At 71.2% G+C, this 16406-nt stretch carries 9 protein-coding genes; 7 read left to right on the forward strand and 2 right to left on the reverse strand.

Annotated features, from left to right (window positions below; genetic code table 11):
• Positions 1-11: 11 nt before the first annotated feature.
• A complete protein-coding gene (locus U870_RS0105905; RefSeq protein ID WP_081815193.1) occupies positions 12-7019 on the forward strand; it encodes a DUF5979 domain-containing protein in 7008 nt (2335 codons plus the stop codon).
• Between the two features lie 71 nt (positions 7020-7090).
• On the opposite strand, the gene U870_RS0105910 is transcribed toward U870_RS0105905, so the two are convergent.
• Together U870_RS0105910 and U870_RS0105915 are read right to left on the reverse strand one after the other, a co-directional pair.
• Entirely contained in the window at positions 7091-7579 is a 489-nt protein-coding gene (locus tag U870_RS0105910; RefSeq protein ID WP_025156490.1) for a DoxX family membrane protein, read from the reverse strand.
• Positions 7576-8028 carry a DM13 domain-containing protein gene (locus tag U870_RS0105915; protein WP_025156491.1) on the reverse strand — a complete coding sequence of 151 codons (453 nt, stop codon included), beginning with the start codon at positions 8026-8028 and terminating at the stop codon, positions 7576-7578. Before U870_RS0105915 ends, U870_RS0105910 begins: the two co-directional genes overlap by 4 nt.
• A gap of 144 nt (positions 8029-8172) precedes the next feature.
• Between U870_RS0105915 and U870_RS0105920 the strand changes: the two genes are divergently transcribed.
• From U870_RS0105920 to U870_RS0105945, 6 genes are all read left to right on the forward strand, one after another.
• Positions 8173-8880 (forward strand): response regulator transcription factor, encoded by a 708-nt coding sequence (locus U870_RS0105920; protein WP_240183636.1) that lies wholly within the window; start codon positions 8173-8175, stop codon positions 8878-8880.
• A complete protein-coding gene (locus U870_RS0105925) occupies positions 8874-10094 on the forward strand; it encodes a sensor histidine kinase (RefSeq protein WP_025156493.1) in 1221 nt (406 codons plus the stop codon). The genes U870_RS0105920 and U870_RS0105925 overlap by 7 nt, the downstream gene beginning before the upstream one ends.
• 115 nt (positions 10095-10209) lie before the next feature.
• Positions 10210-12549 (forward strand): arylsulfatase, encoded by a 2340-nt coding sequence (locus U870_RS0105930; RefSeq protein WP_025156494.1) that lies wholly within the window; start codon positions 10210-10212, stop codon positions 12547-12549.
• A gap of 65 nt (positions 12550-12614) precedes the next feature.
• Positions 12615-14534, forward strand: a complete 1920-nt coding sequence (locus U870_RS0105935) for a sensor domain-containing diguanylate cyclase (RefSeq protein ID WP_240183637.1) — start codon at positions 12615-12617, stop codon at positions 14532-14534.
• A 124-nt stretch (positions 14535-14658) separates the two neighbouring features.
• Entirely contained in the window at positions 14659-15405 is a 747-nt protein-coding gene (locus U870_RS0105940) for a hypothetical protein (RefSeq protein ID WP_025156496.1), read from the forward strand.
• A 20-nt stretch (positions 15406-15425) separates the two neighbouring features.
• Complete coding sequence (locus U870_RS0105945) at positions 15426-16367, forward strand: nucleoside hydrolase (protein ID WP_025156497.1); 942 nt, start codon at positions 15426-15428, stop codon at positions 16365-16367.
• Positions 16368-16406: the final 39 nt, after the last annotated feature.

Below are 16406 nucleotides of genomic sequence, written 5' to 3' on the forward strand. Positions count from 1 at the left end.
GTCGGCGCTCAATGGCGAAAACATGGGGAAAACGGTCCGGAGCGGTCCGGAGCGTCGGTGCTGCGCTCGCTGCCGTACTGGTGCTGGCGATGGTGCCGCTCGCGGCGTCCACGGCCGCGGCGGAGGGGTCCAGCCAGGTCTCCCTCACCAAGACCGCGTCGACGACGACGGTGGCACCGGGCCAGACCTTCAGCTACACGCTGGAGGTCAGTTGCACGGCCGTCGACGTCGGAACCGGGTGCACCGACGCGACCCTGACCGATTCGATCCCGGCCGAGTTCGAGATCGTGAGCGTCACCGTCGGCGCGGGCCTCTCGGCGCAGACCCCCGTGCAGTCGGGCCAGGATGTCACGGTCGTCTTCGACTCGCCCCTCGACGACCCGCCGGGGGCGATCGGCCTCCCGCCGTCGGCGAGCGGCGTGGTCACCATCACGGTGCGCGCCCGCGACGACCTCCCCTATGAGGCCGACGGCATCCCGGTGACGAACACCGGCCATCTCACCGCCACCAACGAGCTCGCCCCGGCCGATTCCAGCGCGTCGGTCACCCCGGAGGTGCCGCTCGACCTCTCCACCTCGGCGACCAAGTCGTTCAGCCCGACCGGGGCGCCCGCCGACCCGGGCACGCCGACGACGGTGACGATGAACGGCACCAACACCTCCAACGCCGGAGTGGACAGCATCGTGCTGACCGACCCGACCGACCCGACCGCGTCGCCCAACCCGTTCGACCACCTGGCCGTCGCCTCCCTCGGCCCGGTCACCTTCCCGCCACCGGCCGACCAGGTGCAGGTGGATGTGTGGGACGGTACGCAGTGGGTGCTGGGCACGCCCGGACCGACCGCGGTGCTCCCGTCCAGCCCGCCGGCGGACGGCGTCTTCGGTGTGCGCTACACCTTCACGAGCTCGACCGGTCAGAAGATCCCGGCCGGGTCGACGGCCTCGGCGCAGGTCGACCTCGAGCAGAGGGACAACGTCTCCGAGCTGCCCGCTGCACTCGTCGTCGACAACACCGTGCAGAGCGAGGTGGCGCTCGGCGGCGACACTGCGACGGGGACGGGCGACGCGGACTACACGATCCAGTCCAGTGTGGTGACGGTCGGCGCGACCAAGGCGTTCGACCCGTCGACCGTGGTCGCCGGCAAGCCGACCACGGTGACGCTGGGCGGCACCAACCAGAGCGCCGTGCCGCTCACCGAGCTGACCTTCACCGAGCCGTCCGGCACCGGCACCTTCCCGGCCGGGACGTCGTTCGGCGGGTTCGGCACGATCACCGCGCCCGCGGGAGCGACCGGCGTCAGCGTGCACTACTACTACGCCGACGGGACCGACGAGGTGCTCACCTCTCCGGACCCCGGCACCATCCCGCCGCCGAACCCGGCGAAGTCCGTCACCAGGTTCTCGGTCACCTTCACCGGATCGATGCCGCCGGGCGCGAACGCGAGCATCCCGTTCACGCTCGACACCGACCAATCCATCACCACGGACCAGCTCACGCTGACGAACACCCAGACCGTCGCTGGGACATCCGAGCAGAACACCACCGGAAGCGCCGACGCGAGCGCCGATCTCACGATCTACGCGACCCGTCTCGACACGACGATCGGCAAGACGATCAGCCCGAACGAGATCGCGTCGAACCCGGGGGAGTACGTGACGGTCGAGCTGCCGGCCTCGACGGCACCGTATCCGCAGTCGACGGTGGATGCGGACTCCATCGTCGTGCAGGACCCTCCCGGCGACCCGCCCGCGCTCACAGACTGGTGGAACCACTTCGACGTGACGGCGATCACGCAGACGGCCGTCCCGGCCGGCGCGAGCATGACCGTCCAATACTGGGACGGGACACAGTGGGTGGACCTGCCCGGTGCGGTCGGGATCGACGGGCCGACGACGCCGCCGGAGTTCTCGCTGCCCATCACGACGAACCCGACGCCCGACCAGATCCAGGGCCTGCGTTTCATCTACACCCCACTCCCCGGAAAGCCGCCGTTCCCGCCCGGCACCACCGTTCAACCCAACGTGACGATGTCGCTGCGCGATCAAGTGCGTGACGGCACCGGCCCCGCGACCGGCACCGACCAGACGATCGAGAACTGCGCCGCGTCCTCGGCCACCGGCGTGGGAGGCGAGACGGCGAACGCGGTCGTCCCCGCGCCGTGCCCGACGGTCGACCTCATCGCCGGCGGACTGCCCGGCGGCGACGACTTCCTCGACAAGGCGTGGGCCGCCCCCAAGATCCTCACCGCCCGCAGCGACGCCCAGACCACCGCGACGCTGAACTGGTCGACGGGAGGCCGGGCGAACCTGGCGTCGATGGTGATCTCCGACGCCGCCGACCCCGCCAGCACGCCGCTCTCGCAGTCGGTCTTCAACGCCTTCGATCTCGTGGGCATCCCGGCGATCTCGGCCGCACAGGACCCGCACCTGAAGTACGACCAGATCACCTCGGTGCAGCTCTACAACGGCACGGCCTGGGTGGATGCGGCGAACGACCCCTGTCCGTCGGCGTGCATCGGCGCGTTCCCCGGTCTCACGCTGACGGCGGCCGAGCGCGCCTCAACCGTCGGCGTGCGGATGACGTACGTCGAGAGCCCGGACCGCGCCGCGGCCTCCGTCGGCGACCCCACCGCGCCTCCCGTCGGGTCGGGCGTCGCCCGCTCGAACGGCAACGATCGCGCGATCGTGCTCACCTTCCAGCTGCGCGACGACGTGCGCGCTCCGGAGAAGAACCCCGACCCGGTCGTCGCGACCCGGAAGTACAACACCGACCTGGCCGGCGAGATCGCCAACACCGCCCGCGCGACCGGGACCTCGTCGGTCGACGGCTCGACCGTCACCGACACCGCCTCCGACATCGTGCGGCTGCTGGACGTGCCGCTCAATGTCACCCTCGACAAGCAGTGGCAGGGCGGCCCGCTCGGCATTCCGCAGGCGGGGACCGACCCGACGCTGTACCCGTCGGGGCGCATCACGCTGACCGCGACGAACACGACCGCATCCAATGTCGACAGACTGACCATCACCGACCCGGCGCCGGGCAGCGCGTCCAACCCGTTCGAGATCTTCGACCTGGTCAAGTTCGAGAGCATCTCCGTTCCCGCGGGAGCGACCAGCACCACCGTCTACCTGACGAACGCGGTCGGTGTCGTGACGCCCTACACGATCGCCGAGGCGCTCGCCCTCCCGCCGGAGGACATGCAGGACGTCGTGGGCGTGCAGGTCCTGAGCACGGGTCGCATCGACGCCGGCGCCCAGTCCGTGGTCGTGTTCGATACGCGACTGCGAGCGACGCACCGCACCGGAGGCGCCCCGGTCACGGCGGCCGACGACTCGCCGGTGCCGAACACCGCTCAGGCCGGCGTCGCCGACGAGGGCGGGGCGACCGGCGGCACCCCGACGACCGATGCATCGGCCTCGATGCAGCTCGACGACGGAACGCTGACCGTCACGGCCGAGAAGAGCATCAGTCCCGCCCAGCAGACCGAGCCGGACGACTCCCCGGTCACCGTCACCCTCACCGGCACACCGGGCGGCACCATCCGTGCGCGCACGATCACGTTGATCGACGACACCGGCACGTTCTGGAACGCCTTCGACTACAAGGGACTCGCCACCCCGCTCGTCCTCACCTCGCCGATCGACAGCGTGGTCATCGACGCCTGCGTCGGCCGCGCGTGGACGAACCCGGCGGCGAACTGCATCGACGACGGCGGGCACTGGGTGCAAGGCTCCATCCTCACCGAGGCGGAGGCCAACGCCAACCCGCTGCCGCCGGGGGTGACCCCGGACCAGGTGGAGGGCCTGTGGTTCTTCTTCGCCCAGCAGAACGGCGACCTCCTTCAGCCGACACCCACGCAGTCGGTGGAGCTCAGCATGCAGCGTCGCGCCGACCTCCACTCGGGCGGTCCGGTGCCCAGCGATCTGTCGAGCAACGCACCCGCTCCGGGGGAGACCGCGGCCGGCACCTTCACGAACACCCTCGATGCCAGCGTGCAAGGCACCTTCGACGCGGGCGGCCCTCCGTTCCGAGCCACCGACTCCGCCACGGCGACCGAGCAGTACCTGCACGCGGTCAGCTCCGTCGACGTGTCGAAGACCCCGGCCGGCGTGCAGCAACCGGGGTCGGTGATCCCGTACACGCTGACGGTGACGAACACCGGGGCGATCGCGGTCACCGATCCGGTCATCACCGATCAGATCCCGACTGACGCGTCCGGCCCGCTGCTGGTGTTCGACCCGTTCGCTGCGCCCGGGAGCTCGCCGTACACCTATGCGCTCGCCGGAGCGGCGCCGGCCCCGCCGAGCGGCCCCGCCATGCCCACCGACCCGACCCAGGTGACGGCGACGGCGAGCCAGGCCGGCGGCCGCATCCAGTTCACGTTCCCACCGGGGACGGTGCTGGAGGTGGGCCAGACCTACACGATCACCGTGGCGCTGATGTTCCGCGCGGGGCTGCCCGCCGGGACGGACGTGACCAACACCCTGGACGTCTCCGGCGACCGGCCGTTCGACTCCTGCGGCGGGACGCTCGATCCGACGACGGGCGCGTGCTCGACCGACACGACCGTCACCGTGGAGACGGCCGGGGCGCTGCGCGGGATCAAGACCGTACGCGCCACCGACACCGAGCTCGGCGTCGACGCCACGAACCCCGCCGTACCGGACTGCGTGGCGGATGCCGACGGCTTCTACGTCGGTCCGTGCGTGCCCATCACCAAGCCCGGCGGCACCGAGGTGTGGCGGCTGAACCTGGTCAACACCGGGACACTGCCGATGGACCGGATGGTCGCCATCGACAAGCTGCCGACCCCCGGCGACACCGGTGCCCTGACTCCGCTGCCGCGCGGGTCGGAGTTCCGCCCGACCTACACGGGGACCTCGACGCTTGCGAAGGCTCCGGCCGGCGCCACCATGCAGGAGTACTTCACGACGGACGCGCAACCCTGCACCGACGATCTCGCGACCACCGGCACGGCGTGCCCACCCGGCGCCTGGACCCTGTGGGACGGCTCCGCCGACCCGACGACCGTCACCGGCCTCAAGTTCGTCGTCTCGTTCGCCCCCACCATCGCGCCGGGCGGTGCGATCGGCATCGACGTGACCACGCGGACCCCTGCGGTGCCGCCCACGGGCACCGAGAACCCGATCGCCTGGAACACGGTCGCCGTGGCGGGCGTCGTCGGCATCAACGGCACGCCGACGGTGACCGCGCAGACCGAGGGCAACAAGGTCGGCGTCGAGTCGGCGACGGGTCCCGTGTCGATCGAGAAGCAGGTCACCGGGGCCGGCGCCGGATTCGCCCCGGCGACCTTCACCGGGACGCTCCAGTGCGTCTCGGCGGGAGTGGCCCTCGACCCGCTCCCGCTGACGCTGACGCCCGGCGCCCCGACGACCGTCGACGGTCTGCCGTGGGGCGCCGAGTGCACCTTCGTGGAGGACGACGCCGGCCAGACCTCGACCAGTTCGACGACGGTCACGGTCGGGACCGATGCCGACCCGGCCGCGGTGATCACGGTGACCAACGTCTACGAGCTCGCCGGTCTGCTCGTGACGAAGACCGTGGACTCCGGCGCCGTGGACCACGACGGCACCCCCATCCCGTACGGTCCGTTCACGGTCGTCGTCGAGTGCACGTACCTCGGCGACCCGGTCTACGCGACCGGCTACGGCCCGACGACGCCGATGACGGCCGCGCTCGCCGACGGCGGATCGCTCCGGCTCGACGGCCTGCCGGCCGGCGCCTCCTGCGTCGTCACCGAGACCGATGCCAAGGGTGCGACGAGCACGACGGTCACCACGACGACCGCGGACGGCACCACCGGCCCGACCACCGGCACGACCACTCCGGTGGTCCTCACTCCGGATGCCGCCGGCGACCACACCAACACCATCGCCATCGCGAACGTGTTCGGCGCCGGCTCGCTGCAGCTGACCAAGGTCGTCGACGGGGACGGGGCACCGGACTTCGGCGCCGGCCCGTTCCTCTTCCGCGTCACCTGCACGCTCGACGACGCCTCGGGCAGCCGCACGACCTGGAACGGCACCGTGGTGCTCGGTGGCGGCCGTCCGCTGCAGTCGACGATCACGGGCATCGCGGCCGGGTCCGTCTGCGCCATCACCGAGCCCGGCACCGGGGGTGCGAACGGCTCGGTCGTCGATCCGGGCCAGGTGACCATCGGCGACGGGACGACCGTGACGGTCACCGCGACCAACACCTTCCTCGCCGGCTCGATCCACGTGGACAAGGTGCGGCAGGGACCGGGAGCGGCGCTCTACGGGGCCGGGCCGTTCACCGTCTCGCTGACCTGCCTGCGGCCGGTCGACGGCGTCCCGACCCGGGTCGACATCCCGGGCGGTGCGACCCGTGCCCTCTCCGAGGCGAACGGCTACGCGGCCGACTACCTGCTCCTGCCGGCCGACGCCACCTGCCTGCTGCGGGAGACCGGCACGGGAGGCGCCACCACGACCGCGCTCCTGGACGCCGACGGCCAGCCGGCGGGGGCGGTCATCGTCGTGCCGGGCGAGACGGCGACCCTGACCGCGGTGAACACCTTCGACGTCGGATCGATCACGGTGACCAAGGTGCTGGACGGCCCCGGTGCGGCCGACGCCGCCGGCCCGTTCGTGGTCCATCTCGTCTGCACGGCCACGGTCGACGGCCTCCCCGCCGCGGTGACCATTCCCGGCGGACCGGACCGGACCCTCGCACGCCCCGGCCTCACCGCGAGCTACGAGAACCTGCCCACCGGTGCGCAGTGCCGGCTGACCGAGACCGACTCCGGTGGCGCGGCGGCCACGTCGATCACGCCGAACGGCGGCGACCCGAGCGTCGGAACGGTGACCGTCGGGGAGGGGATGGCGGTGGACCTCACCGTCACCAACACTTTCGATCCCGCCGCGACGACGCTCTCGGACACCGGATCCGACCTGGTGCCGCTCGCCGCGCTCGGTGCGCTCCTGGTCGGGTTGGGGCTCGTCGCCCGGAGCGTGGTGCGCATCCGTCGCCGCCGCAGCTGAGGTCGTCCGCGGGGGCGGCGGAGGCCGGGGCGGCGGAGGATGGGGTGGCGGAGGCCGGGGTGCGCATCGTGTCACCCGGCTCGTCGCCTCCGGCCGAAGGCGACCGCGCTGGGGAGCGACACGGCACGCGCCGCGACCGGGACCGCGATCACCACGGCGGAGAGGGCCGCCATGATCGGGTACTGCCAGATGAGCTGGTCGGACGACCAGTAGAGCAGGAGCGTCCCCAGCGATACCAGGGCGGCCGTCCGGGTCAGCACGCCCAGGAGGAGGGCGATGCCGAGCGCGAGCTCGAGCGCCGGGATCGCGACACCGAACAGACCGGCCAGGGGAGTCAGCACCGCAGTGGCGAACGCCGCGAAGTAGTCGGGGACGCGGGAGTTCGCGTGCGCTCCGCTCGCGACGAGCAGGATGTCCGCGCGGCCGAATCCCGCCTGCACCTTGAGCACGCCTTCGGCGAGCCACAACGCCCCGAGGGCCGCCCTCGCCGCCGAGGCGGCGAGGGCGGTGACGGCAGGGACGGTGACGACGGGGACGGTGCGACGACGCCGGGTGCTCACGACAGGCCGGCGGCCCCGAAGACCGCCTTCGCCTTGTCGCAGTGGATGACCACGGTGCTGAACGAGGACGCGTCGACGCCCGACAACTGGAACGTCTGCTCCGCCTCGTTCCATCGGACGGCGTCGACCTGCGTGCCATCCGCGACGTCCGATTCCTGCGTGCCGTTGGTGAGGTAGACGTGGAGGTCGGGGCCTTCGTCCGACGAGAAGCCCGCGAGCGTGATCGTGTCGCCCGTCACCGTCACTGTTCCGGAGACCTTCTTGCCGTTGAGCCCCTCGAACGTCCCCGTGCGCTCGGCGGTGGAGGTGGTCGACGACGTCGCGCTCGGAGTCGACGCCGCGCTCGAGGTGGACGCCGCACCGCCGGCCGTGTCGGTCGAGGCGCTGCATCCCGTGAGAGCGATGGCGATCGCGATGACGGCGGCGCCCGTGGTGATGAGTCTGCGCATGGAGGGGGTCCCTTCGGTGTGGAGAGTCGATCGGATCCGATCGGCCGTGTCGACCGTAGGAGGGTTGGGATGCCGTGGAGGGCGGCTCTTTCGAAACCGTAAGGACTGAGGCGGTGCGCAGCCGGGTGTGTGCAGAATGGCCCGGTGCCGACTCCCGAGAGAACCCACGTGATGGTGGTGGAGGACGATACGGTCGTCCGCACCGTCCTCGCCGACTATCTGCGCTCCGGCGACTACCGGGTCACCGAGATCGCGGACGGGGTGGCGGCCCGCGCCGCGCTCCGGTCGCGGCTCCCCGATGTGCTCGTGCTCGATCGGATGCTCCCGGGTCTCAGCGGCGACGAGGTGTGCCGCGCGGCCAGGGCGGCCTCCGGGACCCTGCCCATCATCATGCTGACCGCTCTCGACGAGGTCGAGGAGCGCATCGAAGGCCTCGAACACGGCGCCGACGACTATGTGACCAAGCCGTTCGCGCTGGCCGAGCTGCGCCTGCGCATCGACGCTGCGGTCCGACGGCTCCGGGCGGTCTCGTCGAGCGCGCCGTACTCGGTCGGCGTGTTCCGTGTCGACCCGGTGCGGCGCCAGGTGCGGCTGGACGGACGCGATATCCGGCTGTCCACACGCGAGTTCGACTTCCTCGTGTTCCTGCTCCGCAACCAGGATCGGCCGATCGGCAGAGACGAGATCCTTCGAGAGGTCTGGGGGTGGAGCACGGGCGACGCGTCGACGGTGACGGTCCACGTCCGCCGCCTCCGCGAGAAGGTCGAACCGGATCCGGCGTACCCGCGCTTCCTCCACACCGAATGGGGAGCCGGGTACCGGTTCACGGCGACGGGGTTGACGGCATGCTGAGCGCGAGCGACATCGGGTTGATCGCCCTGACCTCCGGGGCATGCACCGCGGCGACGTTCCTCGTTGCCCTCCTGGCCGTCCGGGTGAACCGCCGGGGGACGATCGCGTCCCAGTTCGGGATCATCGTGGTCGCCGCCATCGTCGCGATCGTCGGGTCGACCGTCGCGATCGGCATCGAGATGTACCTGTCCGGCCACGACCTGACCATCCTGCTCACCGTTCTCGCCATCGCCGCGATCCTCAGCCTGTTCGCCGCATCCGCCGTCGCCCGCCTGGCCCGGCGCTCCCTCGCCACGCTCCAGGACTCGGCGAGACGGCTCGGCGACGGCGAGGTGCTCGCCCCCGACGGCGCACAGTGGAGGGAATTCGCCGACCTCTCGACCCAGTTGGCGGAGACCTCGGAGCGGCTCACCGCGGCCCGGCTCGAGCTGGAGCGGCTCGACGCGACCCGCCGCCGCTTCTTCGCGTGGACGTCCCACGATCTGCGGACCCCGCTCGCCGGCATCACCGCTCTGGCGGAGGCTCTCGAAGACGGAGCCGTCGAAGACCCGGACGACTACATCCGCATGATCGGCGTACAGGCGCGTGCGATGAACCAGCTCGTCGACGACCTGTTCGAGCTCTCGCGGATCGACAGCGGCACCCTGAAGCTCCGTCTGCAACCCATCGAGCTGCGCGACCTCATCTCCGAGGCCGTCGCGGACGTGCGGCCTCTCGCGGAGTCGCGCGACATCGACCTGGCCTACGAATCCAGCGGGGTCGCGGAGCTCACGGTCGATCCGCAGAGATTCGTGCGCGTCGTCGTGAATCTCCTCACGAACGCCATCCGGTACGCCCCGGCCGGTTCCGCCGTGCTGATCGCGGCGCGCAGGACGACGGACGAGAGCATCGAGCTGACGGTCACCGATCACGGCGACGGTGTGCATCCGGGCGACCTCGAGCGGATGTTCGAGGCCGGGTGGCGGGCAGGAGACGCGCGGTCGCCCGGCGTCCACGGGCAGGGAGCCGGAATCGGGCTCGCGATCGTGCGCGGCATCGTCCGGGCCCACGGCGGCGAGGTCCGGGCCCGGCGACTCGACGAGAGGTTCCAGGTCGTGGTCTCGCTGCCGGATCGTTCCTCGCGCACGGCGACCGGGGCCGATCGCTTCGTCCCGGCACTCGGCGGCGAGTCCGTCCCGTCGTCCCGTCCGTCGGTGGCCCTCTCCCCGTCCTGACCACACCGGATCTCCGCGCGGGCCGCCGCGGACGGGACGAGGTGTGAGGTACTAGACGCGCTCACGCACCGCCGCGATCATGTCTCTCGTGCTGACCGGACGGAGGGCGACACCGATGGCTCGTTTCCAGGGGAAGATCGAACGCGACGTGCGCGACTCGACACCGGACTGGACACCGTATCTGGAGCCGGCAGCGCGCGAGGGCGCTCCCAATGTGCTCTTCATCGTGTGGGACGACATGGGCTACGGGAGCTGGGACCTGTACGGCGGTCTCGTGCGGATGCCGAACATGGCGCGGATCGCCGGGCGCGGGCTGACCTTCTCGCAGTTCCACACGACCGCGCTGTGCTCGCCCACCCGTGCTTCACTTCTGACGGGCCGAAACGCGCAGTCCAACGGCATGGGGACGATCGGCGAGCTCTCGGACGGGTTCCCCGGACTCAGCTGCCTCATCCCGCCGGAGAACGCGTTCCTGCCGGAGATCCTGCGCGAGAACGGGTACAACACCTTCGCCGTCGGGAAATGGCACCTGAGCCCCGCGTCGGAGATGAGCATGGGGGCGTCGAAGCGCACCTGGCCGTTGTCGCGCGGGTTCGACCGGTTCTACGGGTTCCTCGGCGGCCTGACGGATCAGTGGTACCCCGATCTCACCTACGACAACCACCCTGTCGATCCTCCGGCGTCCCCCGCCGACGGCTATCACCTCTCCAAAGACCTCGCCGACCGCGCCATCGAGTTCCTGCGCGACTCGATGTCGACGGCGCCGGCCAAACCCTGGTTCACCTACCTGGCGCCCGGGGCGACCCACGCGCCTCACCACGTCTTCCCGGAGTGGGCCGACCAGTACGCCGGCACCTTCTCGATGGGCTATGAGAAGTACCGGGAGGTCGTGCTCGCGAACCAGATCCGGCTCGGCCTCGTTCCCGAGGCGACGACGCTGCCGCCCCTGAATCCGTATGCGGATGCGACGAGCGCGTCGGGTCAGCCCTGGACCGAGGCGGACGGCGTCCGGCCCTGGAGCTCGCTCTCGGACGACGAGAGGCGGTTGTTCGAACGGCAGGCCGAGGTCTACGCGGGGTATGCGACCTACACCGACGATCAGATCGGTCGTGTGCTCGACTTCCTGGAGGAGACGGGTCAGCTCGACGACACCCTGATCGTCGTGCTCTCCGACAACGGAGCGAGCGCCGAAGGCGGCCCGTACGGTTCGGTGAACGAGAACCGCTGGTACAACGGCATCCCGGAGGACCTCGACCAGAACCTGGCGCTCCTGCCCGAGTTGGGGGCCGAGTCGACACACCCGCACTACTCCGCCGGATGGGCGATGGCGTTCGACACTCCGTTCAAGCAGTACAAGACGTACGCGAACTTCGAGGGCGGTACGGCGGACCCGCTCCTCCTGTCCTGGCCGGCCCGCGTCTCCGCCCGGGGCGAGCTGCGGAGTCAGTACCTGCACGTCTCCGACATCGTCCCGACCGTTCTCGACTGCCTCGGCATCGCGACGCCGGCGGAGGTGGCCGGCAGACCCCTCGCCGATTTCGACGGGGTCAGCGTGCGGGCGGTCATCGACGACGGGGAGGCGCCGACGCCGAAACGCGAACAGTTCTACTCGATGCTCGGCACCCGTGGGATCTGGGTGGACGGCTGGCACGCGAGCACGGTGCATCCGCCCATGCCGACCGGATGGGGACGCTTCGACGACGACACCTGGGAGCTCTTCCACCTGGCGGACGACCGGAACCAACTCGTCGACCTGGCGGATGCCGAGCCGGAGCGGCTGGAGGCGCTCAAGCGGCGGTGGGACGAGCTCGCCGAGCGCTACAACGGCTTCCCGCTGGACGACCGCACCGCGCTGGAGATCATGACCGTGCACCGACCCGACGTCTCCGGCGATCGCACGACCTCCACGCTGTACCCGGACAGTGCGCCGGTGCCCGAGCACTCCGGTGTGCAGATCATCGGCAAACCCTTCGTCATCCAGGCCGATCTCGTCGTCGACGATCCCGCCGCCGTCGAGGGGGTGGTCTATTCGCTCGGCGCCCGCTTCGGCGGACACGCGCTCTTCGCGCAGGACCGTCGGATCCGATACGTCTACAACTACCTCGGTGAGCGCGAGCAGACCTTGAACGGGGCCGCCCTCTCCGCCGGGCCGCATCGCATCCGGGTCGAGTACACGATCGAGGGCCGCGAGGGCAGTTCCCCGACCGGCACCGCCCGGCTCCTCGTCGACGACGCCGTCCAGGACTCCGCGACGATCATCACCCAGCCGGCGTTCTTCTCGCTCTCCGGCGAGGGGGCCACCGTCGGGCGCGAGGTCGGCCAGCCGGTGTCGACCTCCTACCGCCCACCGTTCGCGTTCCGCGGGGGATCGATCGCGGCGGTGACGATCTCGGTGCCCGATCCACAACCCGCCGAGCACGAACTGCGGACTCGGGCGGCGCACGGACGGGACTGACCGGGAGGTGGCGGCCCCCTCCGACGCGCGCGGAGGACGTCCGCGGTCTCACGTAGGCTTGCCGGGTGGTTGTCGAGGATGCGGCTCTGTCGGAGGAACTCCGGAGGTTGCGGGAGTGCGTGCAGGAGCCCATCCGCACGCCAGGTCGCATCCAGTCCCACGGGATGTTGCTCGTGGTGGACCCGTCGTCGCAGCAGATCGTCGTCGCGAGCGAGAACGCCCGGCAGTGGTTGGGGCTCCGGATCACGGACCTGAAGAATCCGACGATCGCGTGGACGACGACCTCTACGCTGCGGGGCGACCCGGTGCGGGTGGAGCTCGACGGTGACTCGTACGACGCCGTGACACACGCCGTCGGTGACCGGATCGTGCTCGAGCTCGAGCCCCTCACCGATTCGACGAGCCAGCCGGCGTCGACGGTCGCCGCTGCGATCAGGCACCTGGGGACGATCCGCAGCACGGACGGGCTGTACCTCGCGATCGCGGCCGAGGTGAAGCGGATGACCGGCTTCGACCGGGTGATGACGTACCGGTTCTTCGAGGACGGCCACGGTGAGGTGGCCGGGGAGTCGGCCGAGCCGGACATGGAGTCGTACCAGGGTCTGCGGTTCCCGGCGTCCGACATCCCGGAGCAGGCCCGCGCGCTCTATCTGACCAAGCTCTCGCGGGCGATCGTCAGTACCGAGGACGCGGGATCGGCGCTGCTCGCGCTCGACCCCGATGGGCCGCCTCTGGATCTCAGCCAGGCCGAGCTGCGCGCCGTGTCCCCGCATCATCTCCAGTTCATGAGGAACATGGGGCAGGCATCGACCGTCTCGTTCTCGCTGATCCACGACGGACGCCTGATCGGCATGATCACCTGCGCCCACCGCACGCCGAAGCGGATGCCGCTGCTGCTGCGGAAGGCGATCGAAGTCCTCGCCGCGCATGCGACCCTTCAGCTGCTCGCGCTGGAGTCGATCGCGACACTCCGTCGCGAGCTCTCCCTGCAGACCCGGCGCACCGCGCTGACGGCAGACCTCCCGTCCGCGACCGACCCGCTTCTCAGCCTCGTCGCTCAGGAGGAGGCGCTCCTGTCTCTCGCGGAGGCGGATGGCGCCATCCTCTCCATCGAAGGTGCCAGCCGCAGCATCGGACACGTGCCGCACACCGACCGTGCCCGGCTGCTGAGCGCGATCGGGACCGACCCCCTCGTGACCAGCGAAGTCGCCCGCACCCACCCCGGGCTGGCGGACCTCGTGACCGGGTTCGCGGGACTGCTGGTCGTCCCGTTGGCCGGCCACGGCGTCCTCGTCCTCTTCCGGGTGGAGGCGACCCGGGTCATCCGCTGGCTCGGCGACCAGAGCGCGAGCAACCGGGACACACCGCTGTCCCCGCGCCGTTCGTTCTCGGAGTGGCAGCAGAGCGTGGAGGGGACCTCCCTCGACTGGGGCGGCACCGCGGCGGAGGCCGGGGAGCTGGCGCGGGAGATCGGGGCCGCCCTGGACCGACGTGGGGAGGCGCGCCTCGCGCAGCTCGCGCTGATCGACTCCCTCACCGGACTGCACAACCGGCGCTCGCTGATCGCCCGCATGGAGGCCGCGCTCGCGGCTGGGGAGAGCGGTTCCGTCTTCTTCATCGACTTGGACGGCTTCAAGCAGATCAAAGACACCCGCGGGCACGAGACCGGCGACCATGTGCTCCGGGTCGTGGCCGAGCGCCTGATCGCGGCCTGCCGTGATGCCGACCTGGTGGCGCGGCTGGCGGGGGACGAGTTCGTCGTCTTCAGCGCGCAGATCACCAGCGACGACAGCGATCGCCTCGCCCGTCGGTTCGTCGACCGGATCGATCGGCCCATCGACACCGAGCACGGTCGCGTGCGGGTCTCCGGTTCGTGCGGGTTCGTCGAGCTCCAGAGCGCGCACACGGCGAAACAGGCCATCGAGGAGGCCGACGCGGCGATGTATCGGGCCAAGCGCGCCGGAAGGAACGGCGTCTCGCGATAGCGGTCGGCGATGCGCGGACCCGACGGTCGGCGACACAGGCCGGGAATTTCCTTGACGCTCCGTTAACACCGGCTCGGATGGGATAGCTTCTGTACGCGCACTCGGTCAGAAGGGGGTCTCCGTCGTGGCATCGAATCGTGCACTGCGCCGGATCGGAGGGTGGGGTGCCGTCGCACTCGCCGGCGTGCTCTCCCTGCTGCTCGCCGCCGGTCTCGTCGGCGTGATCGTCCACGCGGACGCGGATGCCGACTACCAGGTGGCCCGGCACCGCGCGATGGTCGGCCACGACGCGGTCGAGGCGGCGCAGAGGCGGCTCGCCTCCAGTCGCGGTCGCGGCGCCGAGCTGCGGACGCGTCTGCGCCGGATCCACGACACCGCCCAGCGCGACGGTTCGCTCCTCCCGCCGAAGGTCGCCGATGTGGCCGGCGGACTGGAACTGCTCGATCGGGTGCTCGTCCGCCGGTTCACCGTCCCCGCTCCGCGCCCGCGCCCGCACGGCACCGACCGGTCCTCCACCGAGGAGCTGCAGGCGGAGACCAAGCGCCTGTTCGCCCTCGCCGGATCGTCGGAGGCCACGGCCCGGCTGCTCGGACAGGGCGCCGACAGCGTCGACGGAGAGCTCGCGACCGTGCGCGGGACGCTGGAGCGGATCGTCCTCGGCGGTCGCCCGGATCGCGACGGGACGGCCGTCCCCGATCTGCGCGGGGACGCCGGCGCGGTCGCGCACAGCGCCCGGGTCGCACCGGGGGCCGCCCGCGACGAGGTGCTCGCTGCGGCGGAGAAGGCGCGGCACGACGTCGCCGGCGGAGCGGACCCGTCGTTCGCGCTGCTCCACTACCTGGCCCGGGTCCGGATGCAGCAGCGGCGCTAGGCGCCGCTAGAGTGTCAGCCGTGCCCCAGACCCAGTACCTCCACCTCGACTGCGACACCGGCATCGATGACGCGCTGACCATCGCCCACCTGCTGTCCCGCCCGCACGTGCGACTCGTCGGCGTGAGCACGGTCAGCGGCAACACCAGCGCCGCGCAGGCCGCGGAGAACACCCTCGGGCTGCTCGCGCTGGCCGGCGTCGACGACATCCCGGTGGCGGTGGGCGAGCACCACCCGCGTGCCGGGGAGTTCCGCGGCGGTGCGGTGCACGTGCACGGCGGCAACGGTGTCGGCGATGTCGTGCTCCCGGTGAGCGCGTCAGGGGCCGACTCCCTCTCCGGACCGGAGCTCCTGGTCGCATCGGCGCGCGAACGGCCCGGCCAGGTCGACGTGCTCGCCATCGGTCCGCTCACCAACCTCGCGCGGGCGCTGGAGCTCGAGCCCGAGCTGCCGCGCCTGGTCAAGAGCCTCACCGTGATGGGAGGGGCGGTCTGGGTTCCCGGCAACATCACCGCCGCCGCCGAGGCGAACATCCACAACGACGCGGAGGCCGCCGCGGTGGTCTTCGCGGCCGACTGGCGCGTCACGCTCGTCCCCCTCGACGTGACCCTGCAGCACGGCTTCGATCAGGAGGCGCAGCGCGCACTGGCAGCGGCGGGCACGGCGTACCACTCGGCGCTGGCCGCGATGCTCGACCGCTACATCGACTTCTACGCCACGGTGACGGGGGAGCGTCGCGCGGCTCTCCACGACCCGCTCGCGTCGATGATCGCCACCGGCGACAGCATCCCGAGCACCGTGCGCACGACCGCCCTCGCCGTCGATGTGTCCGATGGACCGACCCGCGGGCAGACCCGCGCCGACGAGAGCCGCCCGGGCACCGTCGACGTCGTCACCGCCGTCACGGCCGACGCCGCCCCGCTCCTCCTGCAGCAGCTGCTCGGTCACCGGCCGCACGCCTGAGCCGTTCGCCGGACGGGCGCAGCGGCTCGACGCGGTCCG

Origin of the sequence: Leifsonia aquatica H1aii, from assembly GCF_000633535.1 — a bacterium.
GTDB lineage: Bacteria > Actinomycetota > Actinomycetes > Actinomycetales > Microbacteriaceae > Leifsonia > Leifsonia aquatica_A.